Here is a 26,091-nt window from a genome sequence, read left to right as displayed (position 1 = left end):
CGTTACGGGATCCGCGAGCCGAACAGGACCGCGGCGCCCGCCACCAGCAGCCCGGCCAGGATGGCGGCCACGATGAACCACTGGGTGATCTCCTGGTTGACCAGCTTGTAGCCGAGCGAGGTGCCGATCTGCTCGTAGACCTCGCGCAGCTCGCTGCCGGACTCGGCGGCGTAGGCGCGGCCGCTGGTGCCGTCGGACAGCGACTGCAGGGTCTGCTTGTTGACCGGGACGTTCACGGGCCGCCCGTCGATGCTGACCGTGCCTTCCTGGGTGCCGTACGCGATGGTGGAGACCGGTACGCGGGCCTGCTGGGCGGCCTCGATGGCCTCGTTCACCGAGCGGCCGGAGGTGTTGTCGCCGTCGGAGAGCAGCACGATGGCGGCCGGGGGCGGGTCGGTGGCGGCCTGCTGGTCGAAGGAGCGCACCGACTCCAGGGCGTTGAAGACGGCCTCGCCGATGGCGGTGCCGGGGCGGGTGGTGAGGTTGCCGATGGCGGTGACGACGGCCTGGTGGTCGGTGGTGGGGGAGATGACGACGTTGGCCGAGCGGGCGAAGGAGACGACGCCGACGTTGAAGCGGTCGGGCAGCTCCCTGGCGAAGGCCTGGGCGGCGGCCTTGGCGGCGCTGATGCGGTTGGGCTGGACGTCGTCGGCGTCCATGGAGAGGGAGACGTCCAGGGCGATCATGATGGTGGCGCGGTCGCGGGGCACGCGTACCTGGTCGGCGGGTTTGGCGGCGCCGATGACGAGGAGGGACATCATGACGAGGAAGAGCGCGGGGGCGACGTGGCGGCGCCAGCCGGGGCCGGCGGGGGCGACGAGGTTGAGCAGGGCCAGGTTGGTGAAGCGCACGGTGTAGCGGCGGCGGGCGAACATCGCCAGGATGTAGCCGGCCACGAGCAGCAGCACCAGCACGAACAGCCACAACCAGCCGGGGGCGAGGAACGTCATGGGGTCGGCCTCCGGTGGGCGAGGTGGCTCATGCGGCGCTGGCGCAGGACGAACTGCGCGACGTCGAAGACCCAGTCGCGGTCGGTGCGCAGCACGAGGTGGGCGATGCCGGCGCGGCGCAGGGCCAGGCGGGTGCCCTCGCGCTGCAGGGCGGCTGCCTCCGCGTAGGCGCGCCGAATCTTGGGCGAAAGGTGCACTTCGCGTACGTTCCCGGTCTCGGGGTCGGCGAACGCGACGCGGCCCACGTCGGGGAGTTCGAGCTCGCGGGGGTCGATGACCTCGACGGCCAGCACCTGGTGGCGGGCCGCCAGCCGCCTGATGGGGCGCTCCCAGGGGCGTTCGGCGTCGGGGTCGAGGTCGGGGTGTGCGTCGAGGAAGTCGGAGACGACCAGCCGCATGCCGCGCCGCCTGCGGGTGGCCGCGAGGATGTCGATGCCCTCCGCGAGGTCAGGCGGGTCGGGCACGACGCTGCCGCGCGGGGCGTCCATGAGGGAGTGCAGCAGGCCGTAGAGGGCGGGGCGGCCGGTGCGGGCGGGCATGCGGTGCACGAACTCGTCGTGGATGACCAGCGCGCCGAACCGGTCGCCCATCCGGCTGGACAGGAACCCGATCGCGCCGACGGCGGCCACGACCAGGTCGCGCTTGTCGCTGTCGGCGGTGCCGAAATCCATGCTGGGCGACAGGTCGGCCAGGGCCCAGGTCTCCAGCTCGCGGTCGGCGATGAGGTCGCGCACGTGCGGGATGGTCGTGCGGGCGGTGACGTTCCAGTCCATGCGGCGCACGTCGTCCTCGCCGGGCACGTAGACGCGGCTGTCGCCGGCCTCGCTGCCGGTGCCGGGCAGCAGTCCCCGGTGGGCGCCGTGCAGCAGGCCGTCGAGGCGGCGGGTGACGGTCAGCTCCAGGCGGCGCAGGGCCTGCTCTGCTGTGGTGGGGCTCAACGGTTCTGGTTCCAGACGACGAGGGGCGGAGGCACGGCTTGGAGGATCTGCTTGACGACGCTCTCGGGGTCGACGCCGTCGGCCAGGGCGTCGAAGGTGAGCATCAGGCGGTGGGCCATGACGTCCACGGCGACGTCGCGTACGTCGTCGGGCAGCAGGTAGTCGCGGCCGCGCAGCAGGGCCAGGGCCCGGCCCGCGGAGACGAGGCCGAGGGTGGCGCGGGGGCTGACGCCGATCTCGATGGTCTCGGTGAGGTCGGTCAGGCCGTACTCGGCGGGGGCGCGGGTGGACATGACGAGCCGTACGACGTAGTCGGCGACGAGCTGGTGCACCGAGACCTGTTCGGCCGCCTCCTGCAGGGCCAGCAGCTTGTCGGGGTCGAGCACCCGCTCGGGGACGGGCGGCTTGACGCTCATGCGGTGCAGGATCTCCAGTTCCTCGTGGGCGCTGGGGTGCGGCACCCGCACCCGGAACAGGAAGCGGTCGCGCTGCACCTCGGGCAGGGGGTAGACGCCTTCGGACTCGATGGGGTTCTGGGTGGCCAGCACGATGAACGGCCTGGGCAGGGGGTGGGTGACGCCGGCGAGGGTGACCTGGCGCTCGGCCATCACCTCCAGCAGCGCGGACTGGACCTTGGCGGGGGCGCGGTTGATCTCGTCGGCCAGCAGGAAGTTGACGAAGACGGGGCCGAGCTCGACGTCGAACTTCTCGTTGGAGGGGTGGTAGACGCGGGTGCCGACGATGTCGCTCGGCACGAGGTCGGGGGTGAACTGGATCCGGGCGAACGTGCCGCCCACGACGGTGGCCAGGGTGGAGGCGGCGAGGGTCTTGGCGACGCCTGGGACCCCTTCGAGCAGGCAGTGCCCGCGCGCCAGCAGGGCCACGAGCAGTCTTTCGACCATGTGGTCCTGCCCGACGATGACACGCCGGACCTCGTCGAGACTCTGACGCAGCAGTGCCGCGTCGGTTCCGCCTGGCAACTCTTCGGCGACGCTCATGACGCCATTCCACCAAACGCGCCGCAAACGTGCACGACGCCACGTCTGTGCTTTCATGGCAAACGTGGCAAGTCCCCTGCAGTACGGTGATCCTCCCCGGCTGGGGCCCTACGTGGTGCAGGCGCGCCTGCACACGGCGCCGGCCGGGTTCGTGTACCTGGGCCAGGCGCCCGACGGGCGTGCCGTGTCGCTGGCGGTGCTCACCCGGGGCGCGGCCTACGACGCCGCGGCGCGGGACCGGTTCGTCACGGCGGTGCGGGAGGCGGGCGGCCGGGAGCGGGCCGGCAGGCGGGGGTGGCTGGGGCGTTCCGGGCGGCCCCGGGGTGCGGTGCTGGAGGGTATGCCCGAGGTGCTGGCCTTCGACGGGGGGCGGGCGCCGTGGGTGGCGGTGCCGTACGCGCCGGGGCGGCCGGGGGCTGAGCGGTTCCTGGAGCCCGTCATGGTGGGCGGGACGTTCATCGGGGAGGCGCACGGGCCGGACTTCGTGCCGTACTGGCTGACCGATCGGGCGCCGGCGCTGCCGGGGCCGACCCGGAAGCGGCTGCCGCCGACCGAGACGCGCAAGCGGGTGCTGCTGGCGGCGCTGGCGCTGGTGCTGCTGCTGGTGCTGGTGACGGCGATCCTGCTGTTGCTGCTGCTCGGGCGGCAGGACAGCGAGCAGCAGCCGCGGCAGTTGCCGCCGACGGTGTTCGTGCCGACGCCGCCGCCGACGCCGGAGACGCCGGTGCCGCAGCCGTCGCCCTCGCAGTCGCCGTCGCCGTCGGAGAGCGGGCAGAGCACGCCGGGGCGCTCGCCCGGGGAGGATCCCGGCGACGAGTCGCCGCTGTGAGCCGTTAACCGCTTGAGCCTGACGTAGCGTGAGGCTTTAGCGTCCTCGGCATGGAATTCATCATTCACGACACCCTTGCCGAGATGGCCGACCTGCTTGAGGGGCCTCTGGAGAAGCGGCCCGACGCGCTGCGGGAGATGATGGCGCCGACGCGCGAGATCATCCCGATGCCGGGCGACATCGTCGACATCCACCACGGCGGCGGCGGCTTCCGCGTGGACGCCGAGGACCCGCGTTACCTGCCCGCCGTGCGCCGCATGATCGAGCAGGACGTGCTCGGGCAGGTGCGGCGCGAGCTGGAGCGGGCCTCGGAGCGGCTGGCCGAGGTGGGAGCCGCGCAGCCGGACCTGCTGAAGGTCATGTTCGCGATGGGCAACCCCGACAACGAGCACCTGATGACGACGGCCGGCGGCTACTACGGCATGGGGGGCGGCTCCGAGTGGCTGTACCTGCTGGCCTGGCCGACGGATGAGGTGATCGGGCGGATCGGGCACCTCGCGGTGCACGAGTTCCACCACAAGATCCGCTTCACCAACGTCGAGTGGAACCCGGTGACCGTGACCGTGGGCGAGCACGTGATCGCCGAAGGGCTGGCCGAGGCGTTCGTACGGGAGCTGTCCGGGCCGGAGGCCATGGGGCCGTGGTCGAAGATGGCGACCGGTGAGGCGTACGAGCGGGCCTACGCGGCGATCACGGCCGACTTCTGGCTGGAGGGGATGCAGCACACGTCCGCGTACGTGCTGGGGGACACCGCCATGAAGAGGTTCGGCCAGGAGCCGCGCGGCATTCCCGACATGGCGGGATACGCGGTGGGGCTGGACCTGGTCGACCGCGCCCTGGCCGGGGCGGGGCTGACCGCCGCCGAGGCGACCCTGCTGCCCGCCGCCGAGCTGCTGCGGAGAGGAGGCGTGCGCATCTAGCCTGCGGGGGAGACGAAGCCCGACTCGTAGGCGGCGATCACGGCCTGGGTGCGGTCGCGCGCGCCCAGCTTGGCCAGCACGTTGCCCACGTGCGTCTTGACCGTCTCGGGGCTGACGACCAGCTCGGCGGCGATCTCGTGGTTGGACAGGCCCCTGGTCATCAGCCGCAGCACGTCGCCCTCGCGGCCGGTCAGCCGGTCGATGCCGGGCACGTGCGCGGGGGAGGGGCTCCGGCGGCCCGCCAGGGCGCGGATCGCGGCGGGGAACAGCAGCGACTCTCCCGTTGCGACCAGCCGGACGGCCTTCACCAGGTCGTCCGGCCTGGTGCGCTTGAGCAGGAAGCCGCTCGCGCCTGCCCGCAGGGCGTCGTAGACGTGGTCGTCGTTCTCGAACGTGGTCACCACCAGGACCTTGGGCGGGTCGTCCAGGGCGAGCAGGCGCTCGGTGGCGCGGATGCCGTCGAGGGCGGGCATGCGGACGTCCATGAGCACCACGTCGGGCCGCTCCCGGCGCACGACCGGCAGCACGGCGGCGCCGTCGGCCGCCTCGCCGACCACTTCCAGGTCCGGCTCGCTGTCGAGGATGATGCGCAGGCCGGTGCGGATGAGGTCCTCGTCGTCGGCGATCACGACCTTGAGTGTCATGGGGACGACCGTAGCGGCAGGCGGGCCGAGACCCGCCATCCGGTCTCGGTGGGGCCGGCCTCCAGATCGCCGCGCAGCAGCCGGACGCGCTCGTGCATCCCGGCCACACCCCTGCCGCCCGTGCGGGCGCGCTCTCGTCCGCGTGCTCGCGCCCCGCCGCCGTCCCTCGTGCGGTCGCGGGTTCCGGCCGTGCGCCCGTTGGTGACCTCCAGGCGCAGGTCGCCCCCCTTGACGGCGGCGGTCAGGTGGACGGGGCCCTCGCCGTGCTTGATCGCGTTGGTGAGGGCCTCCTGCAGGAGGCGGTACGCCTCGCGGGAGACCAGGGCGGGCACCCGGGACAGGTCGCCCACCTCCTGCCGTACCCGCGCGCCGGAGGTGGCGACCAGCTGATCGAGGTCGGCCAGCGTCGCCTGCGGGGCGAGGGCGGTGCGGTCGTCGTCATCGGGGCAGGCGTGGCCGTGACCGCTACGCCCACCGCGGCCGCCGTCGCCGTCGCCACCGCCACTGCCACCGTCGGCGCGGCCACTGGCGCTGCTACTGGTCTCGCGACCCTGGCGGCCCTCGCGAAGGATGCCCAGGACGTGGTCGAGGTCCTCCAGGGCGGTGCGGGCCGACTGCTCGATCGCGGCCAGTGCGGTCCTGGCCGTGGCGGGGTCGCGGTCGAGGACCCGGCCGGCCGCGGCGGCCTGCAGGGTGACGACGCTGAGCGCGTGGCCGACCGAGTCGTGCAGCTCGCGGGCCAGCCGGTTGCGTTCGGCCAGCGTACGGGCGTGCTCCTCGGCGGCGGCCAGCCGTTCGGCGGGGGTGGGGCCGAGCAGGACGGGGGCCAGCCGTGCCAGCAGCTCGCCCGCGCCGGCGGCCATGGCGACCAGCGCCGCCAGCAGCGCGAGCCCGGCCGCCGCCCACCCCACGGCGTTCCATCCGGGGGTGGCGAGGAAGCCGAGCACCGGCGTGGAATGCCCGACGATCGGCAGCGCGAGCGTGAACAGCGTGAACGGCACGATCGCCAGCGTGCACCCGCTGACGACGCCGCCGACGGCCAGGTGCAGCGTGAACCAGGCGGCCGTGCGCCGCCGCTCCTGCCAGGACCGCCCGGCCTGCCGCGGCGGCGTCTCCACCCGCGCTCCGAGCAGGCCCTGCGCCGCGTTCACCGACAGCCCGCGCACCGGCAGGAACAGCCCGGTCACGGCCACCACGGGCAGCACCGCGGCGAACACCCCGACCTGGGCGGGCAGCAGCAGGTTGGCCGACTCGCCGCGCACCAGCCCGGCGACCAGCACGCCGACCATCATGTACGGCATCAGCAGCGCCCCGCCCAGGACGAGGCACGCCCAGCGACGGGGGAGGGTCCTTCTCACATCCGTGATTGTATGTCGACAAAAATTCGCTGCCGGAGTAATGCGCTTCAAGAGAAATGTGCCGCCAGCGAAAACTTTCGGGGTTGCCGCGCGTTCCGGTCTAGCGTTTTCGCAGAAAGGCACGAATGGAAAGGAGCGCCTGTCATGACGGAGACCCAGCGCGCAGCCTGGTCCGACCAGCTCAGCCAGCGCCTGCTCAAGGAGCGGATCGTCGTTCTCGGCCAGGAGGTCGACGACGAGATTTGCAACCGGCTCTGCGGGGAGCTGCTTTTGCTGGCGGCCGAGGATCCGCAGCGCGACATAACGCTTTACATCAATTCACCGGGCGGTTCCGTGCAGGCCGGGATGGCGCTCTACGACATGATGCAGTTCATTCCGTGCGACGTGCAGACGGTGGCGATGGGCTTCGCCGCGTCGATGGGCCAGGTGCTGCTGACGGCCGGGACGAAGGGCAAGCGTTACGCCCTGCCCAACGCCCGCATCGTGATGCACCAGCCGCTGGGCGGCATCGGAGGCTCGGCCACCGACATCCAGATCCAGGCAGAGAACATGCTCTACACCAAGCGGCGGATGGCCGAGATCATCGCCGCCCACACGGGCCAGCCGCTGGAGCGTATCCAGGCCGACTCCGACCGTGACCGCTGGTTCACGGCGCAGGAGGCCCTCGAGTACGGGATCGTCGACCACATCGCAGAGGGGATGAACTGACATGAGCGGCCGTTACGTGCTGCCCTCCTTCACCGAACGCACCTCGTACGGCGTGAGGGAGATGAACCCCTACAACAAGCTGTTCGAGGACCGCGTGGTGTTCCTGGCGGCGCCGATCGACGACACCGTCGCCAACGACGTGATGGCGCAGCTCCTGACGCTGGAGTCGCTCGATACCGAGCAGGACATCAACCTCTACATCAACTCGCCGGGCGGGTCGTTCACCGCGATGACGGCCATCTACGACACGATGCAGTTCGTCCGCCCGGAGATCCACACGGTCTGCATCGGTGAGGCGGCCTCGGCGGCGGCGGTCCTGCTGGCGGCCGGCGCGCCCGGCAAGCGCGCCGCCCTGCCGCACGCGCGGGTGCTCCTGCACCAGCCGCACACCGAGGGCGGGCGCGGCCAGGGCAGCGACCTGGAGATCCACGCGAGGGAGATCCTGCGGATGCGCGACCAGCAGGAGGAGATCCTGTCCCGGCACACCGGCAGGGGACTGCTGGAGATCAGGAAGGACATCGAGCGGGATCGCATCCTCACGGCCGAGCAGGCGCGAACCTACCGGCTGATCGACGACATCTACGCCTCCAGGAAGCGGACGCCGGTACCGGCCCGCTGACGGGCCACGGCCGGCTGGCCGGCGCGAGCGGGCCCACGCGCCCCGCCGCGCCGCCCCGCGCCCCGCCCCGCGCCCCGTCCCGTGCCCTGCGCCGCGCCCTGTGCCCTGCGCCGTGCTGCGCCCCGTGCCCTGCGCCGTCCCGCCGTGCCGCCCCGCCTCGTGCAGCCCCGTGCCGCGCTGCCCGTCGTGCCGCGCTGCCCCGGCCGCCGTGCAGCTCTGCCTGTCGCGCCGTCCTGACTACCGTGCCACCCTGGCCACCGCGCGGCTGTCCCTGTCGCGCCGCTCGCTCTGCCGTGCAGCTCGGCTCGGCGAGCCGGACGGATCGTTCACGCCGAGCTCCGGACCGTTCCAGGCCGCGTCCGGCGTGGCTCGGGCTGGAGCCCGGTGGACACGGCGTTGTGAGTGCGGCCCGGTGGCGGGTCAGTCGCCGGAGCACGGTCGCGTCCGGGCGGCGTGATCGCGGACCAGGTCGTTGAGCTGGTAGCGGCCGGGCGAGGCCTCCCGCAGGAGGTGCACGTCCAGCAGCCGCTCCAGCAGCCGTTCCGCCTCGGCCGCGGTCGTCTCCAGCAGGGCGGCGGCCGTGCCGGCACCGAAGCCCGCGCCGTTTCCGGCATCCGTGCCGGCGCCGACATCCGTGCCGGAGATGGCGTTTGTGCCGTTTCCGGGGTTCGTGCCGCTTCCCGAGTCCGTGCCGGGGATGGCGTCCGTGCCGTTTCTGGAGTCCGTGCCGGCGTGCGACCCGAGCAGCCGGTATGCGCGCCGCTGGTCGGGAGGGAGCCTGTCGTAGGACACGTCCAGGGCCGCGGCGACGTCGTGCCGTCCCGCCCGCAGCTCGGTCAGCCGGTCGCCGGCGAGCCGGTCGAGCAGGTGCCGCACGCTCCACGTGGGATGCGCCCGGAGCCGGTCGGCGGCGATGCGGACGGCCAGCGGGAGCAGCCCGCAGCGCGCGACGACCACGTGCAGGTCGTCGCGGGGCACGCCCGCGACCCGCTCCGGCCCGGCCACCGCGACGAACAACGCGACCGCCTCCGCCTGGGACAGGACGTCCAGGGAGAGGGCGTCCCCCAGCCCGCTCAGGCGCCGGCGGCCGGTGACGATCACGCGGCAGCCCGCGCCGGCGGGCAGCAGCGGATGGATCTGGTGCTCGTCGGCGGCGTCGTCGAGCACGACCAGGACCCTGCGATCCGCCAGCACGCTGCGGTACAGCGCGGCGCGGTCGTCGAGGTGCCCGGGGATGCCCTCGCCCGGTACGCCGAGCGCGCGAAGCATGCGGGCCAGCGCCTCGCCGGGCTCGACCGGGGCCGCGTCGCGGGCGTGCCCGTGCAGGTCCACGAAGAGCTGCCCGTCGGGGAAGCCGGACGCGAGCCGGTGGGCGGCATGCACCGCCAGCGCCGTCTTGCCCGTTCCCGCCATGCCGTCGAGGGAGACGACCGGCATCGCGCCCGCGCGCCGGCCGCCCTCCAGAAGCGCGAGCTCGCGCCCCCGGCTCTCCAAGGCCACGGCCTCGCGCCCCCGGCCCTCGAAGGCCGCGAGCTCGGGTCCCGAGCCGGTCAGGGTCGCGAGCTCGCGCCCCCGGCTCTCGAAAGCCGCCGCCTCAAGCCCCCAGCCCTTCAAAGCCGCGAGCTCGCGCCCCCGGCCCTCGAAGGCTGCCGCCTCGCGCCCCCAGCCCTCCAGGGCCGCGAGCTCGGGTTCCGAGCCGGTCAGGGTCGCGAGCTCGCGTTCCCGGCCGATCAGCGCCGCGATGTCGGCGGGCAACTGCCGGGGGACGATCGCCGCCGCGGCCGGCGGGCCGTTCCCGGCGGGCTCGTCGCGCTCGGCGTCCGGCGAGCCCCGGGTGACGGCCGACAGCAGCGCCCGCTCCGCCCCGTCCAGCTCCAGCGCCTGCGCCAGCAGCAGCACGGATCTGCTGCGCGGCTGCCACAGCTCGCCGTTCTCCAGCCGGCGCACGGTCCTGACATTGAGCCCCGCCTGCTCGGCGAGTTGCTCCTGGGTCATCAACGCCCGCTTGCGCCATCCCCGCAGCAGCCTTCCCGCGGAATGCCCGCCGCCGGGTTCCCGCGCGATGTCGGGCAGAGGCCATCGTGCCGAGTACAAGGTGTCTCCCGCCATCCCCCATGGAGGGCCTCGGCAAGAGCCGGGCCTCTCGATCAACTGGCAGCGCGTCCATCAGAACCGCGTTCGAGCCGTTCAAGCCACTGATGGGACGACATTGGACGAAATCGGACGACAGCGTTTGATGCCCGTGGCCGCGGTTTGTCAGAATGACCGCCATGGGCGAGCGGGTTGATCATCGCAACGAGGTCTGCCCCTACCAGGGTCTTGCCCCGTTCGAGGCGGGCGAGGCCGAGCTGTTCTTCGGCCGCAGGCGAGCCACCCGCGATCTCCTGCGACGCCTGGGGCGGAGGCTGACCGGCCGCGGCTCCATCCTGCTGGTCTCGGGCGCCTCGGGTGTCGGCAAGTCGTCGCTGTTACGGGCGGGCCTGATCCCGGCGGTGGCGAAGGGCGAGCTGCCGGTCGCCGGGGTAGGGCGGTGGCGGTGCCTGCTCACCACGCCCACCGCGGCCCCGTTGCGCGCGCTCGCCGAAGCCTGGGCCAGGACGTTCGGCGGGGACGCGGGAACGGTGGCCGAGCGGCTGCGCCACGACCCCCTGCGGCTCCTGCCCGAAGGGGACGGCCGCCTCCTGCTGGTGGTCGACCAGTTCGAGGAGCTGTTCACCCTCGTGACGGACGAGCACGAGCGCCAGGCGTTCGTGGCGGTCCTGCAGGCCCTGGCTGGCGTCCCGCACGGAGCCGGAGTGATCATAGGGGTGCGCGCGGACCACTGGGACCGCTGCGCCGCCTACCCGCAGTTCGCCGAGGCCATCCAGGACGGCCAGGTCATCGTCGAGCCGATGACGGAGGCGGACCTGCGGCTGGCCATCACCGGCCCCGCGGCCACCGCCGGCCTCGACCTCGAGCCCGGCCTGGTGGAGACCATCCTGGCCGAGCTGCGGGCCGGCCTGGCCGCGGGCGACCGTCCCCTGCCCGGCGCGCTGCCCCTGCTGTCCCAGGCGCTGCGCAACACCTGGGAACGGCGGACGAACGGCACCCTGACCCTGCACGGGTACGAGGAGTCCGGCCGGGTCCGCGACTCCGTGCGCCGCACCGCCGACGAGGTGCTCGGGCGGCTGCCGCCGGAGGATCGCAAGGCCGCGCTGCGGATCTTCCGCCGGCTGACCCTGATCACGGCGGGCGGCCAGGTGGCGCGGCGCAGCGCGCGGCTGGCCGAGCTGCACGCCGCCGCCGCCGCGCACACGGCGCAGCGGCGGGAGCAGGTCGGGGCGCTGCTGTCAGCGTTCGCCGACCGGCGCCTGCTCACCTTGCACGAGGACACCGTCGAGATCTCCCACGACGCCCTCCTGACGGCCTGGCCCACCCTGCGGCAGTGGCTCGAACCCGACCTCGCCGCGCAGGGCGTCTACGACCGGCTGCTGGAGGCCGCCGCCCTGTGGGCCGGCAACCACCGCGATCCCGCGTTCCTCTACCGGGGCGCCCGGCTGCTGGCCGTGCAGGACAGCCGGCCCCGCTGGGATCGCGACCCCGACAGCTACCCACCGCCTGGCCCCGTCGTGGAGGGCTTCGTCGCGGCGTCCACGCGGGAGGAGCGGCGGGCGAGCCGCCGCCGCCGGCTCGCCGTGGCCGCTCTCGCCGTGCTGTCGGTGCTCGCCCTCATCGCCGCCGCCACCGCCGTCACTGCGGCGGGCGAGGCCGACCGGCAGCGCAGGGTGGCGCTCTCCCGCCAGCTCGCCGCGCAGAGCGAGGTCACCGGCGACGTCGCCCTGTCCTCGCTGCTGGCCGTGGCGGCGTGGGACATCGCCCAGACCGACGAGGCCCGCAACCGCCTGCTGTCCGCGGCGATCGGCACCGGCAGGGGGAAGCTCACCGGGCACACGAAAGGCATCACGTCCCTGGCGTTCAGCGCCAGCGGTGCCGTCGTCGCGACGGGCAGCGACGACGGCACCGCGCGGCTCTGGGACACCGCGACGCGGCGGCAGCTCGGCGCCCCGATCACCCGCGCGAGGTTCGACTGCTCCGGCGTCGAGCTGGCCTTGAGCCCCGACGGCCGGACGCTGGCCACCGCGTGCATCTCCACCGTCCGGTTCTACGACGTGGCCACCCGCCGCGAGCTGGGCCCGCCGCTGAAGCACGACGACGTCGTGTCGGCGCTCGCGTACAGCCCGGACGGCAAGACCCTCGTGACCGGTGACTTCACCGGCGTCGTGCGGCAGTGGGACGCGGCCACGCACCGCCCGCGCGGCCCTGACCTCGGCCGCCCCGACCACGGGCAGGAGCGGGCGAACATCGTGCGCAGGGTGGCGTTCACCAGGGACGGCGCACGCCTGGCCGTCGCGGCCGGCAAGGCCGTACGGCTCTGGGACACCGCCACGTCCCGGCCGCTGGGCGGCGCGATCGCCAGGCAGCGCGAGCCCATCCTCGACCTCGCGTTCAGCCCGGACGCGAAGGCGCTCGCGACCGTGAGCTACGACAACGCCGCCCGGCTGTGGAACGTGGCGTCGGGCAGGCAGACAGCCGTGATCATGGATCGCACCGCCGGCTTCGACTCGATCGCCTTCAGCCCCGACGGCACCCGCATCGCCACCGGCGGGCGCACGGGCCGGACCGTGCTGTGGGACACGGCCAGCCGGCAGCGACTGGTCGCGCTGCAGGACAACAACATGAGCGTCGAGCGGGTCGCCTTCAGCCCGGACGGGAAGCTGCTGGCCGCCGCGAGCGGCGACGGCCTGGTGCGGCTCGCGGACCCGCAGGTCCACCTGCAGATCGGCAGGCCGATGCCCGCGGGGGGAGCCGTCGCGCTGAGCCCCGACGGACGCACCGTGGCCACCGGTGACCCCGGCATCAAGAGCCCCGACGTCCACTTGTGGGACGCCGCCACCCAGCGCTCCCTCGGCCCCCCGTTGCGTTCCCGAGGCGCCCGCGGCTCCGTGACCGAGATCGCTTTCAGCCCCGACGGGCGCACGCTCCTGACGTCCGCCATGGACGGCCTGCGGCTGTGGGACCTCGCGGGCCGCCGCCTGATCGTCCATGACGCCACGTTCGACGGCCTGGCCGAGTTCAGCCCCGACGGCAGGTTCGCCGCCGTCCAGCACGAGAGCGCCATCGCGATCTGGGACGTCGCGAGCCGCCGCGAGCTCGGGCCGCGCATCCGCGTCCCCGACCACACCGACGTGATCACGGGGATGGCCATCAGCCCCGACGGCAGGACCCTCGCCAGCGCCGGCTTCGACTCGCGGGTGCGGCTCTTCGACGTGGCCACCCGCCGCCAGCTCGAGGGCACGCCCCCCGCGGTCGCCGGCGGGCTGGTCAACGACCTGGCCTTCAGCCCGGACGGCCGGACGCTGGCGTTCACGGCGGCCGACGACGCCGTGCGGCTGTGGGACCTCCAGCTCCGCCGCACGACCGGCGTCGCGCTGATCCCCGAGGACGACCCGCCCAACACGCTCGCGTTCAGCCCGGACGGCGAGGCCCTGGCCACCGGCCTCCGGAGCGGCGCCGTGCTGCTGTGGGACCTGCGGACCCACCGGCCGCTCGGCAACCCGATGACCGGCCACACCAGGGGCGTGGTCGCGCTCGACTACGCCCCCGGCGGGACGGCCGTGGCCAGCGTGGCCGGTGACGGCACCGCGCGGCTGTGGCACACCGGAACGCCCGCCGACCTGGTGGCCGCGGCCTGCGCCAACGCGGGGCGCGCCCTGGGCCGCGGGGAATGGAAGACTCTCATCTCGCAGGAGGAGTACCGCCCGACGTGTTCGTGATCCTCGATCGCACCAGGGAGAAGGCCGGCATGTTCCTGCGAGGGCTGCGGCGGCGGACGGGCAGACCGGTTCCCGAGCTGGTCGGGCTGTTCCGGTCGATCATCGACGGTGGCCGCGACTTCCATCCGATCGCCTCGGACTTCCTGCAACACTTCATGGACGGCGCGGGCGCGTCCAGGGCGATGTCACCGCGCTGGCTGCGCTCGTTCAAGGTGATCAAGAAGGCCGAGCGCAAGAACCAGCGCCGGTTCGAACGCCAGCTCCTCCGGCAGGCCGGGCTGCTGGACGAGCACGCCTCGGCCTGGCTGCACGACCACTGGGACGCGCGGATCAACGCCTTCATCGGCACCGAGCTGTTCTACGTGAGCAGGATGAGCCTGCTGCGCTCGCAGGGCTCGTTCGTCCTGACCAGGCAGGGGCAGGAGGTGCGGGTGTCGGGCACGGTGCGCCACCGCTGGTTCGACCCCTACGACTGGGACCGGGGGCGCTGGGTCTACATCCCCCGGCACGGGTTCGTGCCCATCGCGGTGGGCCGGGAGCTGGTGGAGGCCGACGAGGCGCGCAACTTCCTGATGGAGTCGCGCCACGTCCAGACGCTGGAAGGGGTGTGCGTGCCGGGGCGGTGGCCCCGGCGCGGCCGGGCGAGGTTCGCGTGGGCGCTGGTGAGGGCGGAGGGCTGATGAGCGCGGATCGTCCCCGTCCGCCCGATCCGGCGCGGGCCGCCAGCGTGGCGGAGTTCGTCGGGGCGCTGGCCCGGCTCAGGCAGTGGGCGGGCGAACCGTCGCTGAGCAGGCTGCGCTCGCTCGGCGGCCGCACGGCGGCCTCGGACGGCGCCATGGTGGACGCGCTGCCGAAGAGCACGACCTCGCACGTGCTGCGGCAGAGTGACCGGTTGCCGCGGTGGGAGTTCGTCCGGGCGTTCGTCACCGCCTGCTTCCGGTCCTGCGACTATCCGGACGAGCTGATCGCCGGGGAGCTCGAACGCTGGCGGGCGGCCAGAGCGGCGCTGACCGAACCGGCCGCCCCGTCGCCGCCTCCGCCCGTCGTCGAGGAGGAGGCCGCCCCTCCACAGCCGCCACCACCCGCCGCCGGGGAGACCGTCGAGGTGCCGCCCCGGGCGGGGAACAGGGACCGAGCGGTCGAGCTGCTGGTCCGGCGCGTGCTCCGCGAGGAGGACCGGGCACGCAAGGGGCTGCTCGGCGGCTACGACATCGCGCCCGTCTCCTTCGGCCCCCGCACCGGCTTCCCCCACAGCGACGCCCACGATGCTTCCGGTGAGGGACCGGACGACCTGCACACGATCGGCCGCTTCTTCACCGCCTTGCACCCCCAGCGCCTGCTGGTCGTGGGCGAGTCGGGAGCGGGCAAGACGGTGCTCGCCATCGAGCTGGTGCTGCAACTGCTGGAGTCCGTGGTGACCACCGGCGACCCCCCGGGCACGGTCCCGGTCCGCCTGAACGCGGCCCGCTGGACCCTGGGCAGGCCGTTCGAGACCTGGCTGGCCGAGCAACTCGTGCAGGACTTCGGGCTCGCGACCGGCGACGCGCACCGGCTGGTGCGGGACCGCAGGGTGCTGCCCGTGGTGGACGGCCTGGACGAGCTGGACCCCGACCCGCCGACCGGAACGCCCCGCCGGGCGATGGGCCTGCTGGCCGAGCTCAACCGCTACAGCGACCTGTCCGGACGGCGCCCCGGCGCGGTGGTCGTGACCTGCCGCGCCGACCGCCACGCCGAACTGCGCGCCGCCGGGGTGTGGCTGGACAACGCGGTCCTGATCCGGCTCCACGACCTCGGCGTCGAGCAGATCGCCGTGTACCTGGCGGCTCGCTGGCCGGACGGCCATCCCTGCGCCCGCCATCGCGACGGCATCCAGGCGGCCCTGTCAGGGCCGGTGGCCGGGGCCGTCCACGCCGCTCTCGCCACACCGTGGCGGCTCCTGCTGACCGTCACCGCCGTGGAGTCCGGCGCCGACCCGCACGAACTGCTGCGCGCCGACCCGCACGCCGGCCCCCGTGAGGGCGCGGAGGTGATCGCCCGGCGGCTGCTGGCGGCCTACGTCCCGGCCGCGACCCGCCTCACGCCCAGGACCGCGCACGGCACCGCGTACCAGCCGGACCAGGTGCGATCATGGCTGGTGAACCTGGCGGCCCACCTGCGGTGGCAGGCCGCCCGCACCGCCGGGGCGGATCGGCCGCCACCCGGCCTGACGGCGATCGACCTCGTCCCCCACCTGCTGTGGCCGATCGGCGGCTGGCGGCTGGTCCGGGCGCTGCACTGCCTGTGCGCCGTGCTCCTCGCGATCATCGCCATGCTCGCCTTCTGGACGGGCTCCGCGGCCGGCGACCTGGGCACGGGCGCGGAGCAGGCACTCACGCTGGCGCTCATGACGTCGTGGGTGGGCATCGTGACCGGCCTGTCGCTGTCGTCGTGGCCGGCCGCGGCGGGCGGGCGGAGCGACGTCCCCCGGCGGCGGCGCGTGATGGGCGCCCTGCTCGGCGCCCTGGCGGGCCTGCCCGTCGGCGTGCTCGGCGGCTTGGCCGGGCTCCTCCTGACCGGCGGGAAGATCTTCGGCGCCGCCTTCGCCGTCGTCGCGGGCGGCACCGGAGGGCTGACGCTCGGCACGGTCATCGGGCTGACCGCCGCCGGCCGGCGCGGGGCCGAGCGGATGACCGTCTCCGAGGCGATCCGCGCCGAGCCCGTCACGCTGGCGGGCTTCGGGCTGTGCGGCGCGCTCACCGGGCTGGCGCCGCTGCGGCTGGCCCAGGCGGGCCCCGTGGCGCTGGTCACGGGCGTGAGCGGCGCCTTCGTCCTGGCGTTCGCGCTCGGGGTCGTTTTCAGGATCACCACCGGGGGGTGGAGCATGGACGCCGAGCTCGCCCATCCGCGCGAGGCCCTGCACCGCAACCCGACGATCGGGCTGGCCTTCGGCCTCACCGGCGGTGTGGCGGCCTTCCTGGTGTTCCTGATGAGCCAGGGTCTCGTCGAGTCGCTGGTGTGCGCGCTCATCGGCGGCGTCACCTTCGGCCTGGCCTTCGGCGCCGTCGCCTGGACCCGCACCATGATCGGCCTGATCGTGGCGGCCACGCGCGGGCTGCTCCCGCTACGGCTGTGGAGCTTTCTCGACTGGGCGTGCGAGGCCCGGCTGCTGCGGGTCAGCGGCGCCACGTACCAGTTCCGCCACCGTGAGCTCCAGGACTTCCTGACCTCCTCCGGGAGCGACGCGTGACGGCGGCCCGCGGAGACCTCCTGCGCCGGAGGCCGCTCGGCCTGCGTCTGGGCGAGGAGCCGGGGCGGGGGTCGTCGGCGTGACCACCCCCGCCCCGGTGCCCGCTATCCGGCGTAGGTCTCGAACTCGGCGACCCTCGGCGTGCCCGCCGAGCCGGTGATCCTGAAAGTGATCTTGCTGAGCGAGGTCGGGGTGAAGGTGATGGCGCCCGCCCCGCTGCCCGACTTCAGCACGGCGCCGGTGCCGGCGTTGAGGAGCTGCCAGGCGCCGATGCCGCCCTCGGAGCCCGCCGCCTCGCGGATGACGACCCTGGAGACCGTCGTGGCGGAGCCCCACTTGATCGAGATGTCACCGGTCGAGCCCGACGGTGACCAGTAGGTGCTCAGGTTGCCGTCCCGCACGTTGCCGTAGCTCGTCCCGTCGGCCTTGCTGGAGCCGTCGGAGCCGGCTCCGATGCTGAGGTTGGGCCCGCCGGGCGTGGGGGTGACGGTCGGCGTCACCGTCGGCGTGACCGTGGGCGTGACCGTGGGCGTGACTGTGGGGGTGACCGTCGGCGTCTGCGGCGTGCAGTTGCCGTTCGACTCCTGCAGCCCCTTGTTGGCGCCGGCCGTCTGGCGGACGATGGCCGGCACGCAGCTCGCCCCGTCGAGGGTGTAGGAGTACGGGACGCTGACGGAGGTGTTGGACTGCGGGTCGGGGCCGGCGGGGTTGTTGTCGCTGCCCGGGGCGGACCACGTCACGTTGTCGAAGATGTTGCCGGCGACCTGCCAGTAGCCGGCCTCGCTGGTGTAGAAGGTGCCCAGGACGTCCTTGGAGTCCTTGAAGTAGTTGTTCTCCACCTTGGCGCGGCCCCCGGCCCGGGAGTTGATGCCCGATTCGTGGAGGCTCACGTAGGAGTTGTTGTAGATGTGCGCGATGCCGCCGCGCAGCAGGGGCGTGCGGGAGTCGATGTTCTCGTACAGGTTGTGGTGGAAGGTGACGTAACCGTTGGAGCGGTCGCTCTCGCTGGACCCGATGAGCCCGCCCCGGCCGGAGTTGCGCAGAATGCTGTAGGACAGGGTCACGTACTGGGTGTCGTCCTTCATGTCGAAGAGGCCGTCGAAGCCCTCCGACTCCCCGCCCGAGGCCTCCAGGGTGACGTGGTCGACCCACACGTTGCGCACGCCGCTCTCCATGCCGATGGCGTCGCCGCCGTTGGACGTGGGCGAGCCCGACTTCTTGACGTTGCGGACGGTCACGTTGCGGATGATGATGTTGCTGGCCTCGCGGATGTGGATGCCCAGCTGGTCGAAGACGGCCCCGCTGCCGACCCCGATGATCGTGACGTTGCTGATCTGCTTGAGCTCGATCACGCCGGCTGCGGTGTTGCAGCTCTCACCTGACACCTTGGTGGTGTTGCCGTGGTTGATGGTCCCCTCGACCTCGATGGTGATCGGGGTGCTGCTGCTGGCCCGGCCGCACAGGGCCGCGTGGATCGCGGTCCCCGTGGTGGCCCGCACCGTCTGCCCGCCCGCACCGCCGGTCGTCCCGCCGTTGGCGGTCGCGTAGCCGGTGGCGCCGCCGGCCGCCGCCGACGCCTGCGTCAGCGGCAAGGCCACGGCGACCGCGCCGACCGCGGCCGCGGTCGCCACCGCCGCCAGCACCGCGTGGAGTCGCGACGCGACTGCTCGTCTCATCCCTGGTTCACCTGCTCCTTCGAACAACGATGGCGTTCTGCTCCGCACGGCCGCGCCACCACGACCCTCCTGCGCTCCGGATCTTTCTCGGCGTACGCGAGCGGGCACATCCGTGCGGGCGGACAGCGTCACCGTAGGAAAGCGCTTTCCCCGTGTCAACGAACCATGAAACTTTCATCTCGTCGCTCGGCGGGGGCCGGCGCCGGCGGGTTCACCTCGCTTTCAGCGGCTCGCCGAAGGACTTGCGGAGCGAGGAGGGGGCGGCCAGGGGAAGGAGGGCGGCGAGGATCTTGCCCTTGAGCGTGCGGGGCTGCCGGGTGAGCTCGACGGTGACCCGCGTGCCGTCGCCTTCGGGGGTGAGCCGGATGTCCCAGCCGCCGCCCGGGCCGAAGAGCTTGGAGTCGAGGGTGGTGATGAGCACCCGCCCCTTCTCCGCGTCCCACTCGTAGCGGGCGCGTTCCCAGGCCGCGGCGGTTCCTTCGGTCACCTCGGCCCAGGTGTCGCCGAGCTGGTGGACGGTGAAGTGCCCGGCGTCGATGCTCGGCCAGCTCCGCGCGCGTGCGGGGCCGAAGTCGGTCAGCACCCGCATGGCCGCCGCGGGGGTGAGGGAGGAGAGCAGATCGAAGCGCACGACTGTCATGGGAGTTCCTTCAAGGAGTCACCGGTTCAACAGGTGATGATCCTCGCACGGGCTTCCGTCACCTGTCAAAGCGGTGACGCCTCACCCGTCCCCCGTGAGGGACGGCGCGGGCGGGCGGGTTCCCCGATGAACCGGGTGCCGGCCGCCGAGAGCAGGCACAGCAGGGCGGACACCTCGAACGCCGCTCGACGGGATGAGCGGCGGCACCCCGCGCCGGCCGGATCGAGCTTTCCTGGCTCGCCTGACGGGGCGGCGGACTACCATCACGGTGTGGCCGGTTGTCCGACCGACCTCGCCCCGGCGCCCGCGGGCGAGGATCGCGCATACCAGGGGTGGAGCGTGCCATGGAGCCGCTGACCTTCGACAGCCGCGACCTCGGGCAGACCGAGGAGTTCCTCAGCAAGGCCTACGCCAGGATGAGCATCCGGGCCGAGGCGGACAGCCCGCGGACCAGGATCTCGCGCCAGGTCATGGGGCCGGTCAGCGTCGATCGGCTGCGGCTGGAGTTCGGCCTGAGCTACGAGGTGCATCCGCTCGGCAAGGTGTGCCTGTGCGTGGTGGAGTCCGGGCGCATCGCCCAGCAGGTCGCCGGCTACGAGGAGGAGGTGTTCGGGCCGGGGGACGCGGTGTCGCTGGCGCCGCCCGACCGGCCCTACTCCGGCGAGGTCAGCCATGCGAGGTACACCATCGTCATGTTCGGCGACGCGCTGCTGCAGGAGGTGGCCGGCACCTGCCCGGGCCGCGGGCCGGGGCCGGTACGGCTGCTGGGCCACCGGCCCGTCTCCGCCGCCGCCGGCCGGCACCTCCGGCGCACGATCGCCTACCTGCGCGACGACGTCCTGGCCGACCCGGACCTGGCCGGCGAACCCCTCGTGGTCTCCACCGCCGGGCAGCTCCTGGCCGCCAGCGTCCTGACGGCCCTGCCCAGCAACGCCGCCACCGCCGCAGCCGACGCCACCGGCCCGGACCGCCACGACGCCCATCCCCGTACGGTGCGCCGCGCCCTCGCCTACATCGACGAGCACGCCGGCACCCCCATCGGCGTCGACGACATCGCCACCGCGGCCAGGGTCACCCCCCGCGCCCTGCAGTACGCCTTCCGCCGGCACCTGGACACCACCCCGCTGAGCTACCTGCGCCAGGCCCGCCTGGCCCGCGCGCACGCCGAGCTGGAGGCCGGCGATCCGGCCGCGACCACGGTGGCCGCGATCGCGGCCCGCTGGGGGTTCTTCCACCCCGGGCGGTTCGCCCTGGCCTACAAGGCCGCCTACGGGCGCCCGCCCAGCGACACCTTGCAGGCCTCCGCAGGGCCGGTTTCGCTCCCTGGACAGCAGCGGGAAGAATCCTTCGCCCGGCGTGCTGACCGGGCACGGCCGCAGGACCAAGAGTGAAGGCCGAAACGATCGGCAGGATGGGGTCCACTCTGGAAGAGAAGTACGCGACCGCGCCCAGGCTGGGGGTCCCCGCACGGCGACCGCGAGCCGGCAAGGCGCCATGTCGCCCCTGAGCCTGAGCTGCCGGCACCTGCCCGGCGGAGTGCTGATCGCCGTGGCGGGCGAGCTCGACTCCACCAACGCCGACCAGCTGGAGTCCTACGCCGAGCGGCACCGCCGGCCCGGCCCCGGCATGGTCCTCGACCTCACCGGGCTGACCTTCATGGACAGCCGCGGCCTGCACGTGCTGCTGCGGCTGAACGCCGCCGTACGCGAGCAGGGCGGCCTCCTGCGCCTGGCCGCCGTGCACGACGTGCCCGCGCGCGTGCTGCAGATCACGGGGGTGTGGCTGGCCCTGCACATCCATCCCGACGCGCAGCACGCCGCCGACGCGATGCGCGAGCATCATGGGAACGGCGTCCCGGATCGCCAGTAGGATCCAGCGGCGGACGTCACCTTCGTTCCCTGTCACGGCGCGCCGTGCTGTCCTGTCCCATGGGTGTGACACCGGTGACGGCAAGGAGCGCATCGTGAACGCTCGCGGAGCAGGCCGCGACCCCGGTCGCGGCCCGGCCGCCGCATGCAGGCCCTCCTGCATGCGGTGGCGGCGGGGGCCGGCTGCGCGCTGGCGCTCGCCCCCGCCCTGCTGCCCTCCGGGCGGGCCGGCCAGAGGTGGCCGTACGTCGTCATGGCGTTCGGCATGGCGGCCGGGCATCTGGGCGGCGCGTTCCTCGCCGTCGCGGTGCCCACGCTGCTGGCCGCCGGCTGGCTCTGCGGCTCGCCCGCCCGCCGGGCGGAGATCGGTCATCACCTCCAGGACTTCGTGATCATGTCCATCCTCCTGGTGCTGGCGGCGCTCGGCGGCACTCCGGCGGTGCTCGTGGCGCTCGGCGGCGCTCCCGCCGGGCACTCGCACGGAGGCGGGTCGCTGGCCACGGTGGCCCTGATCATCGGGCTGGGCTGGACCTGCGCCCGGCTCATCAGCGTCCTGCCAGGGCGGGGCGGGGATCGCGGGACGCTCGGCCGGGACGCGTGCTCGGCCGGAATGGCGGCCACCATGGCGTTCATGGCCGCCCTGGCCCTCTGACACCGGCGGGCGCGCCAAGCCCCCGCCGGCGCGGTCGCGACCCGATCCCGCGATCCTACACTCGCGGGGTGGGCCTCGCGTGGCCTGCCTCGCGGGGTCGCATCCGGTACGCGACGGCCAGCGCCAGCACGACGACCACGGCCATGGTCAGGAAGACGTCCGAGTAGGCGGCGCCTTCGCTGCCGCCGTACAGGGGATTCACGGCGCCGTTGCCGCCCTGCTGCCGCGCGGTCACCAGCACGCCGAACAGGGCGGGCCCGGTGCCGGCGCCGAGGAACTGCGCTCCCTGAAGGATCCCGAGCCCGGCACCGACCTGGCCGGCCGGCAGCGCTCCCGCCGCGGCACTGATCAGCGGGGTCAGGACGAAGATGAAGCCCACGCTCAATCCGAAGATTCCCACCCCCGCCGGGACCACCGACGCGCCACCCGTGAAGGTGGACAGGAACAGCGAGAACAGCCCGATGACCGCCAGGCCCGCGAGCACCAGGGGCCGGGTGCCGATGCGGTCGGCCAGCCGGCCGATCAGCGGCGAGACGACGGCGACGGCGATCCCGGCCGGGATCATGACCAGGGCGCCCGCCCCCGGGGTGAGGCCGTTGACGTCCACCACCAGCAGCGGCACGAACACCAGGCCGCCGAGGTTGACGACCATGGCCAGGAACGCGACGGCGACGGCGTTCCGGTAGACCGGGTTGGCGAACAGCGCGGGCGGCACGAACGGGTGCGCGACGCGTACCGTGCGCCACCCGAACAGCGCGGCGGCCACGACCGCCACCACCAGGCTGCCCCAGGACGAGGGCGCCGCCAGGCCGGCGACCTGCGCCTGCGTGATGCCGAACAGCGCCAGCCCGGCCCCGAGCCCCAGCAGCACGCCGCCGGGCAGGTCGAACCGCGCCTCGCCCGCAGGCGGCTCGCCCGGCAGCACGCGCAGCGCCGCGGGAAGCAGCGCCAGCGCGACCGCGAACATGAGCCAGAACAGCGCGGGCCAGCCGAGGAACTGGCCGATCCCGCCGCCGACGGCCGGCCCGGCGGCGGTGCCGACGCCGGAGGCCGCGGAGAGCACGCCGATGCCCGTTCCGCGCCTGTTCTCCGGCATCAGCCTGGTGACGGCGATGATCGACAGCACGGGGATGGCGGCCGCGCCCACCCCCATCACGATCCGCCCGGCCACGAGGGCGAGGAGGTCCGGGGCGAGGGCGCAGACCAGGCTTCCCGCGGCGTACGTCAGCAGGGCGAAGACGAACAGGCGGCGCAGGCTCACCCGATCGGAGACGCGGCCGTAGAAGGGGATGCCGACCGAGAACATCAGCAGGAAGCCGGTGACGACCCACGCCAGCTCCGCCTCGGACGCCCCGAACTCCGCGCCGATCGCCGGGAGCACGAGGTTGACCATGTCGCTGGCGATGACCGTGGCCAGCATCGCCGGCATGAGCACGGCCAGCAGGGCCGGAGCTGAGCGGGTTCCTTCGGTGGTGGAAGTCATGAGGCACGTCCTCGGGAGTGGCTTACTGCCACCGTTGTAGTTACAGTTTGGGGAAAAGAAAGGCGGAGGGGGTGCCTCCGCCGTCGCTCGGCTAGCGATTCGTCAGCCCGAGCTCGCGTTCGATGTCGGTGACCTGCCGGAGCAGGTGGGCGATGGTGGTGCGGGCGAGCCGCTCCTCCATGGCCCGCTCCGCGTCCCGGAACTCCACCTCCAGCAGGGCCTGGATGTTGCGGCCCACCTCGCAGCTCGCGCTCGGCGGGTGCGGGTGGCGCGACAGGATCGGGCCCGGCTCGACGGCGGCGAACGCGTCGTACAGGGTGATCTCGCGCGGGGCGCGGGCCAGCGACCAGCCGCCGCCCCGACCCTCGGTCGACCACACGAGGCCGGCGTCGCGCAGGCTGCCGAGGATGCGCCGGACCAGGACCGGGTTGCTCTCCAGGCTGTCGGCGATCTCCGCCGACGTCAGCGTCTTCTCGGCCCAGCGCCCCAGCAGGGTGAGGGCGTGGATCGCGACCGCGGTCCTGCTGCTGAGACTCACTTCGACACCTCTCGCTTCCTGAACTGTAACGAGGCTAGTTACAGTTTGGTCGGACGTCAATCCGTAGGGGTCGTCGCGCCGGCCACCCTTCTCGGAGGGCCGCTTGCTACGCCCGGCCGCCCGCTTGCCGTGCTCCCGCACGCGGTGCCCGCTCCCCAGCTCGACGTGGTTCGGATCATGACGCCCGTCCGCAGGCGTGCGTGTTCGGGTCGTGGGCGCCTGTCCGCAGGTCGGTATGCTCGGATTGTGGCGTTCGTCCGCAGGTCGGCGTGCTCCGTGCATGACGCTCACCCCGCCGCTTGACGCGGGCCCGGCTACTGCTTCCCGTGCGGGTCGGCAGCGTTGAGCGTCGCGACGACCTGGTCGTAGTCGCCGCGCGCCTCGCCGTACCGCAGGAACTTCACCCGCTCGACCTGGATCTCCTTCGCGTCCGGCCGGGACTCCAGCAGCGCGACGACCTCCGCCACGAACTCCTCCAGCGGCATCGCGAACTCGCTCGACTCCTGCCCGGGCAGCAGCGAGGTCCGGACGGACGGCGGCTCCAGCTCCACGACCTTCACGCTGGTGTCGGCGAGCTGCAGCCGGATCGACTCGCTGAGCATGTGGATCGCCGCCTTGGAGGCGTTGTAACTCGGCGTGACCTTGAGCGGCGTGAACGCCAGCCCCGAGGAGACGGTGACGATCGTGGCGTCCGGCTGTTCCTGCAGGTGCTCGACGAAAGCGGCGATGAGCCGGATCGGGCCGAGCACGTTCGTCGTCACCACGGCCTCGGCGGAGGCCAGGAACGACTCAGGCCGGTGCCAGTCCTCGACGCGCATGATGCCGGCCATGGTGACCAGCACGTTCAGGTCGGGGTGCCGGGCCAGCACCTGCTTTGCGGCGGCGTCGATGCTCGCCGCGTCCGTCGTGTCGATCTGTACGGTGTCGATGCCGGGGTTCTCGGCGGCGATCCGCTCGAGCAGCTCGGTGCGCCGGCCACCGACGATGACGGTGTTGCCCCTGGACTGGAGGGCGAGGGCGAGCGCGAGACCGATGCCGCTGGTGGCGCCGGGGATGAAGACGGTGTTTCCGGAGATGTTCATGCTTCGAGCTTGGCGTGTCCGCCGGTGCTGTTGCAGAGAGCGGTTATCGGGGGATCGCCGATCCCCCGATACCGCGGCTGCGTTCTGCTGACCATGTGCCGGCCACGTCGCTGACCTCCTGTTTTTCCTCTGGTGTCTGGGGCGGGTGGGGTGGTGGGGATGCGGGGGTGGACGGGGGAGACCGAAGGGAGACCGCGGTTCACGGACAGGTCCCGCAGGCCGGCCGCCCGGGGCACGAGGGCGGCGCTGGCCTCCGCTGCGGTGTGCGCCACCTCGGGCAGCACGGCGGTGTAGAGGTCGGAGGTCATGGCGAGGCTGGAGTGCCGCAGCATCGCTGAGGTGATCTTCATGTCGTTGCCCGCGGCGAGCGACAGCGTCGCCGCGCCGTGGCGCAGGTCGTGCAGCCGGATCGAGGGCAGCCCGGCGCCGAAGCAGAGCCGTTCGAAGTGCTTACTGATCACGTCGGGGTGCAGTCGCGAGCCGTCTTCCTTGGTGAAGATGCGCCCGCTGTCCTGCCAGGCCGGGCCCCAGTGCAGCTTGTCGGCGAACTGTCGTGCGTGGTGGATGCGCAGCACGTCGAGGGTGGTCGTGTCGAGGGCGACCATGTCGTTGGAGGATGCGGTCTTCGGGTCGCCCTCCTCGACCTGGCCGTTGACGACCGTGAGCTGTGTGGCCACCGCCAGCGTGCCTTCGTCGGCGTCGAGGTCGGTCCAGCGCGCGCCGCACGCCTCGCCGCGGCGCAGCCCGCGAAAGGCGATCAGATGGAACAGTGCATACAGCCGATCGGTGACGGCATGGTCGAGGAACGCGCCGAGCTGGGCCGGTGTCCACACCATGACGGGGGAGGGCCGCAGGTCGGTGCGGGCCCACACCGTGATGGCCCTGAGAGGGCGGTTCGCGAGCTGATGTCCCTTTGATCGCTTGCACTGCATGAGGGGGGCTGGTCACGGGCTTGTTGCCGGGCTACGGACGCGACTGGGCGAACAATCCCGGCTCGGTCTCCACGAGAATGCCGAGGGTGACCAGGCGTTTGAGCTTGGCGCGGGTGTTCTCGATGTTCTTACGTTCCAGAGGCAGGTCCAGGGCCAGGCAGAGGTCGCGCGCTCGTGTGGGCTGGCCGGTGCTGGTTATGAGGGTGAGAATCTGCTG

The 26,091-nt window shown here is 73.1% G+C and carries 23 protein-coding genes; 10 read left to right on the top strand and 13 right to left on the bottom strand.

Annotated elements, in window-relative coordinates:
* Positions 1-2: 2 nt before the first annotated feature.
* The 3 genes from ACBJ32_RS06895 to ACBJ32_RS06885 are packed head-to-tail and all read right to left on the bottom strand — an operon-like array spanning position 3 to position 2,886.
* Complete coding sequence (locus tag ACBJ32_RS06895) at positions 3-950, bottom strand: VWA domain-containing protein (protein ID WP_357884348.1); 948 nt, start codon at positions 948-950, stop codon at positions 3-5.
* Entirely contained in the window at positions 947-1,888 is a 942-nt protein-coding gene (locus ACBJ32_RS06890) for a DUF58 domain-containing protein (protein WP_357884350.1), read from the bottom strand. Before ACBJ32_RS06890 ends, ACBJ32_RS06895 begins: the two co-directional genes overlap by 4 nt.
* Entirely contained in the window at positions 1,885-2,886 is a 1,002-nt protein-coding gene (locus ACBJ32_RS06885) for an AAA family ATPase (protein WP_357884351.1), read from the bottom strand. Before ACBJ32_RS06885 ends, ACBJ32_RS06890 begins: the two co-directional genes overlap by 4 nt.
* Before the next feature lie 55 nt (positions 2,887-2,941).
* Here ACBJ32_RS06885 and ACBJ32_RS06880 point away from each other — a divergent pair, with 55 nt between their 5' ends.
* Together ACBJ32_RS06880 and ACBJ32_RS06875 are read left to right on the top strand one after the other, a co-directional pair.
* Positions 2,942-3,715 (top strand): hypothetical protein, encoded by a 774-nt coding sequence (locus ACBJ32_RS06880; protein WP_357884353.1) that lies wholly within the window; start codon positions 2,942-2,944, stop codon positions 3,713-3,715.
* Between the two features lie 50 nt (positions 3,716-3,765).
* Positions 3,766-4,635 (top strand): DUF2268 domain-containing protein, encoded by an 870-nt coding sequence (locus tag ACBJ32_RS06875; protein ID WP_375125999.1) that lies wholly within the window; start codon positions 3,766-3,768, stop codon positions 4,633-4,635.
* On the opposite strand, the gene ACBJ32_RS06870 is transcribed toward ACBJ32_RS06875, so the two are convergent.
* The gene (locus ACBJ32_RS06870; RefSeq protein WP_357884357.1) at positions 4,632-5,279 is read right to left on the bottom strand and encodes a response regulator transcription factor; all 648 of its coding nucleotides are present in this window, start codon (positions 5,277-5,279) and stop codon (positions 4,632-4,634) included. The two genes, ACBJ32_RS06875 and ACBJ32_RS06870, sit on opposite strands and share 4 nt — an antisense overlap.
* Positions 5,276-6,637 carry a sensor histidine kinase gene (locus ACBJ32_RS06865; RefSeq protein WP_375125998.1) on the bottom strand — a complete coding sequence of 454 codons (1,362 nt, stop codon included), beginning with the start codon at positions 6,635-6,637 and terminating at the stop codon, positions 5,276-5,278. The genes ACBJ32_RS06870 and ACBJ32_RS06865 overlap by 4 nt, the downstream gene beginning before the upstream one ends.
* A 144-nt stretch (positions 6,638-6,781) precedes the next feature.
* Between ACBJ32_RS06865 and ACBJ32_RS06860 the strand changes: the two genes are divergently transcribed.
* Together ACBJ32_RS06860 and ACBJ32_RS06855 are read left to right on the top strand one after the other, a co-directional pair.
* Positions 6,782-7,345 (top strand): ClpP family protease, encoded by a 564-nt coding sequence (locus ACBJ32_RS06860; protein ID WP_375125997.1) that lies wholly within the window; start codon positions 6,782-6,784, stop codon positions 7,343-7,345.
* Position 7,346: 1 nt separating this feature from the next.
* Positions 7,347-7,964 carry an ATP-dependent Clp protease proteolytic subunit gene (locus ACBJ32_RS06855; protein WP_375125996.1) on the top strand — a complete coding sequence of 206 codons (618 nt, stop codon included), beginning with the start codon at positions 7,347-7,349 and terminating at the stop codon, positions 7,962-7,964.
* 420 nt (positions 7,965-8,384) lie between these two features.
* Here ACBJ32_RS06855 and ACBJ32_RS06850 read toward each other — a convergent pair whose 3' ends face one another.
* Positions 8,385-10,073 (bottom strand): NB-ARC domain-containing protein, encoded by a 1,689-nt coding sequence (locus tag ACBJ32_RS06850; RefSeq protein ID WP_375125995.1) that lies wholly within the window; start codon positions 10,071-10,073, stop codon positions 8,385-8,387.
* A gap of 161 nt (positions 10,074-10,234) precedes the next feature.
* Between ACBJ32_RS06850 and ACBJ32_RS06845 the strand changes: the two genes are divergently transcribed.
* The 3 genes from ACBJ32_RS06845 to ACBJ32_RS06835 are packed head-to-tail and all read left to right on the top strand — an operon-like array spanning position 10,235 to position 17,003.
* Complete coding sequence (locus tag ACBJ32_RS06845; RefSeq protein WP_375125994.1) at positions 10,235-13,777, top strand: AAA family ATPase; 3,543 nt, start codon at positions 10,235-10,237, stop codon at positions 13,775-13,777.
* A complete protein-coding gene (locus ACBJ32_RS06840) occupies positions 13,768-14,457 on the top strand; it encodes a hypothetical protein (RefSeq protein WP_357884369.1) in 690 nt (229 codons plus the stop codon). The genes ACBJ32_RS06845 and ACBJ32_RS06840 overlap by 10 nt, the downstream gene beginning before the upstream one ends.
* Positions 14,457-17,003, top strand: coding sequence for an NACHT domain-containing protein (locus ACBJ32_RS06835; RefSeq protein WP_375125993.1), 2,547 nt, complete (start codon positions 14,457-14,459; stop codon positions 17,001-17,003). Before ACBJ32_RS06840 ends, ACBJ32_RS06835 begins: the two co-directional genes overlap by 1 nt.
* A 104-nt stretch (positions 17,004-17,107) precedes the next feature.
* On the opposite strand, the gene ACBJ32_RS06830 is transcribed toward ACBJ32_RS06835, so the two are convergent.
* A complete protein-coding gene (locus ACBJ32_RS06830; RefSeq protein WP_375125992.1) occupies positions 17,108-18,679 on the bottom strand; it encodes a polysaccharide lyase family 1 protein in 1,572 nt (523 codons plus the stop codon).
* Positions 18,680-18,890: 211 nt separating this feature from the next.
* Positions 18,891-19,319, bottom strand: coding sequence for a hypothetical protein (locus ACBJ32_RS06825; RefSeq protein WP_375125991.1), 429 nt, complete (start codon positions 19,317-19,319; stop codon positions 18,891-18,893).
* Between the two features lie 344 nt (positions 19,320-19,663).
* Here ACBJ32_RS06825 and ACBJ32_RS06820 point away from each other — a divergent pair, with 344 nt between their 5' ends.
* The 3 genes from ACBJ32_RS06820 (at position 19,664) to ACBJ32_RS06810 (ending at position 21,839) form a co-directional block, all read left to right on the top strand.
* The gene (locus tag ACBJ32_RS06820; protein WP_375125990.1) at positions 19,664-20,710 is read left to right on the top strand and encodes a helix-turn-helix transcriptional regulator; all 1,047 of its coding nucleotides are present in this window, start codon (positions 19,664-19,666) and stop codon (positions 20,708-20,710) included.
* A gap of 103 nt (positions 20,711-20,813) precedes the next feature.
* On the top strand, positions 20,814-21,188 hold the full coding sequence (locus ACBJ32_RS06815) for an STAS domain-containing protein (protein ID WP_375125989.1): 375 nt from the start codon (positions 20,814-20,816) through the stop codon (positions 21,186-21,188).
* Positions 21,189-21,332: 144 nt separating this feature from the next.
* On the top strand, positions 21,333-21,839 hold the full coding sequence (locus ACBJ32_RS06810; RefSeq protein WP_375125988.1) for a hypothetical protein: 507 nt from the start codon (positions 21,333-21,335) through the stop codon (positions 21,837-21,839).
* Positions 21,840-21,894: 55 nt separating this feature from the next.
* On the opposite strand, the gene ACBJ32_RS06805 is transcribed toward ACBJ32_RS06810, so the two are convergent.
* The 5 genes from ACBJ32_RS06805 to ACBJ32_RS06785 form a co-directional block, all read right to left on the bottom strand.
* Complete coding sequence (locus ACBJ32_RS06805; protein ID WP_375125987.1) at positions 21,895-23,322, bottom strand: MFS transporter; 1,428 nt, start codon at positions 23,320-23,322, stop codon at positions 21,895-21,897.
* A gap of 91 nt (positions 23,323-23,413) precedes the next feature.
* Positions 23,414-23,860: an Rrf2 family transcriptional regulator gene (locus tag ACBJ32_RS06800; RefSeq protein ID WP_357884387.1), complete on the bottom strand. Its 447-nt coding sequence runs from the start codon at positions 23,858-23,860 to the stop codon at positions 23,414-23,416.
* A gap of 314 nt (positions 23,861-24,174) precedes the next feature.
* On the bottom strand, positions 24,175-24,942 hold the full coding sequence (locus ACBJ32_RS06795) for an SDR family oxidoreductase (protein WP_375125986.1): 768 nt from the start codon (positions 24,940-24,942) through the stop codon (positions 24,175-24,177).
* Complete coding sequence (locus ACBJ32_RS06790; protein ID WP_375125985.1) at positions 24,939-25,814, bottom strand: tyrosine-type recombinase/integrase; 876 nt, start codon at positions 25,812-25,814, stop codon at positions 24,939-24,941. The genes ACBJ32_RS06795 and ACBJ32_RS06790 overlap by 4 nt, the downstream gene beginning before the upstream one ends.
* 91 nt (positions 25,815-25,905) lie before the next feature.
* Positions 25,906-26,091, bottom strand: a 186-nt coding sequence (locus tag ACBJ32_RS06785) for a hypothetical protein (RefSeq protein ID WP_375125984.1), incomplete at its 5' end; no start/stop codon positions are given.

It is taken from the genome of Nonomuraea sp. GTA35 (genome assembly GCF_041950525.1).
In the GTDB taxonomy this organism is placed as follows: domain Bacteria; phylum Actinomycetota; class Actinomycetes; order Streptosporangiales; family Streptosporangiaceae; genus Nonomuraea.
Note: the sequence above shows the minus strand (reverse complement) of the source record. Positions and strands in the feature narration are given on the sequence as shown.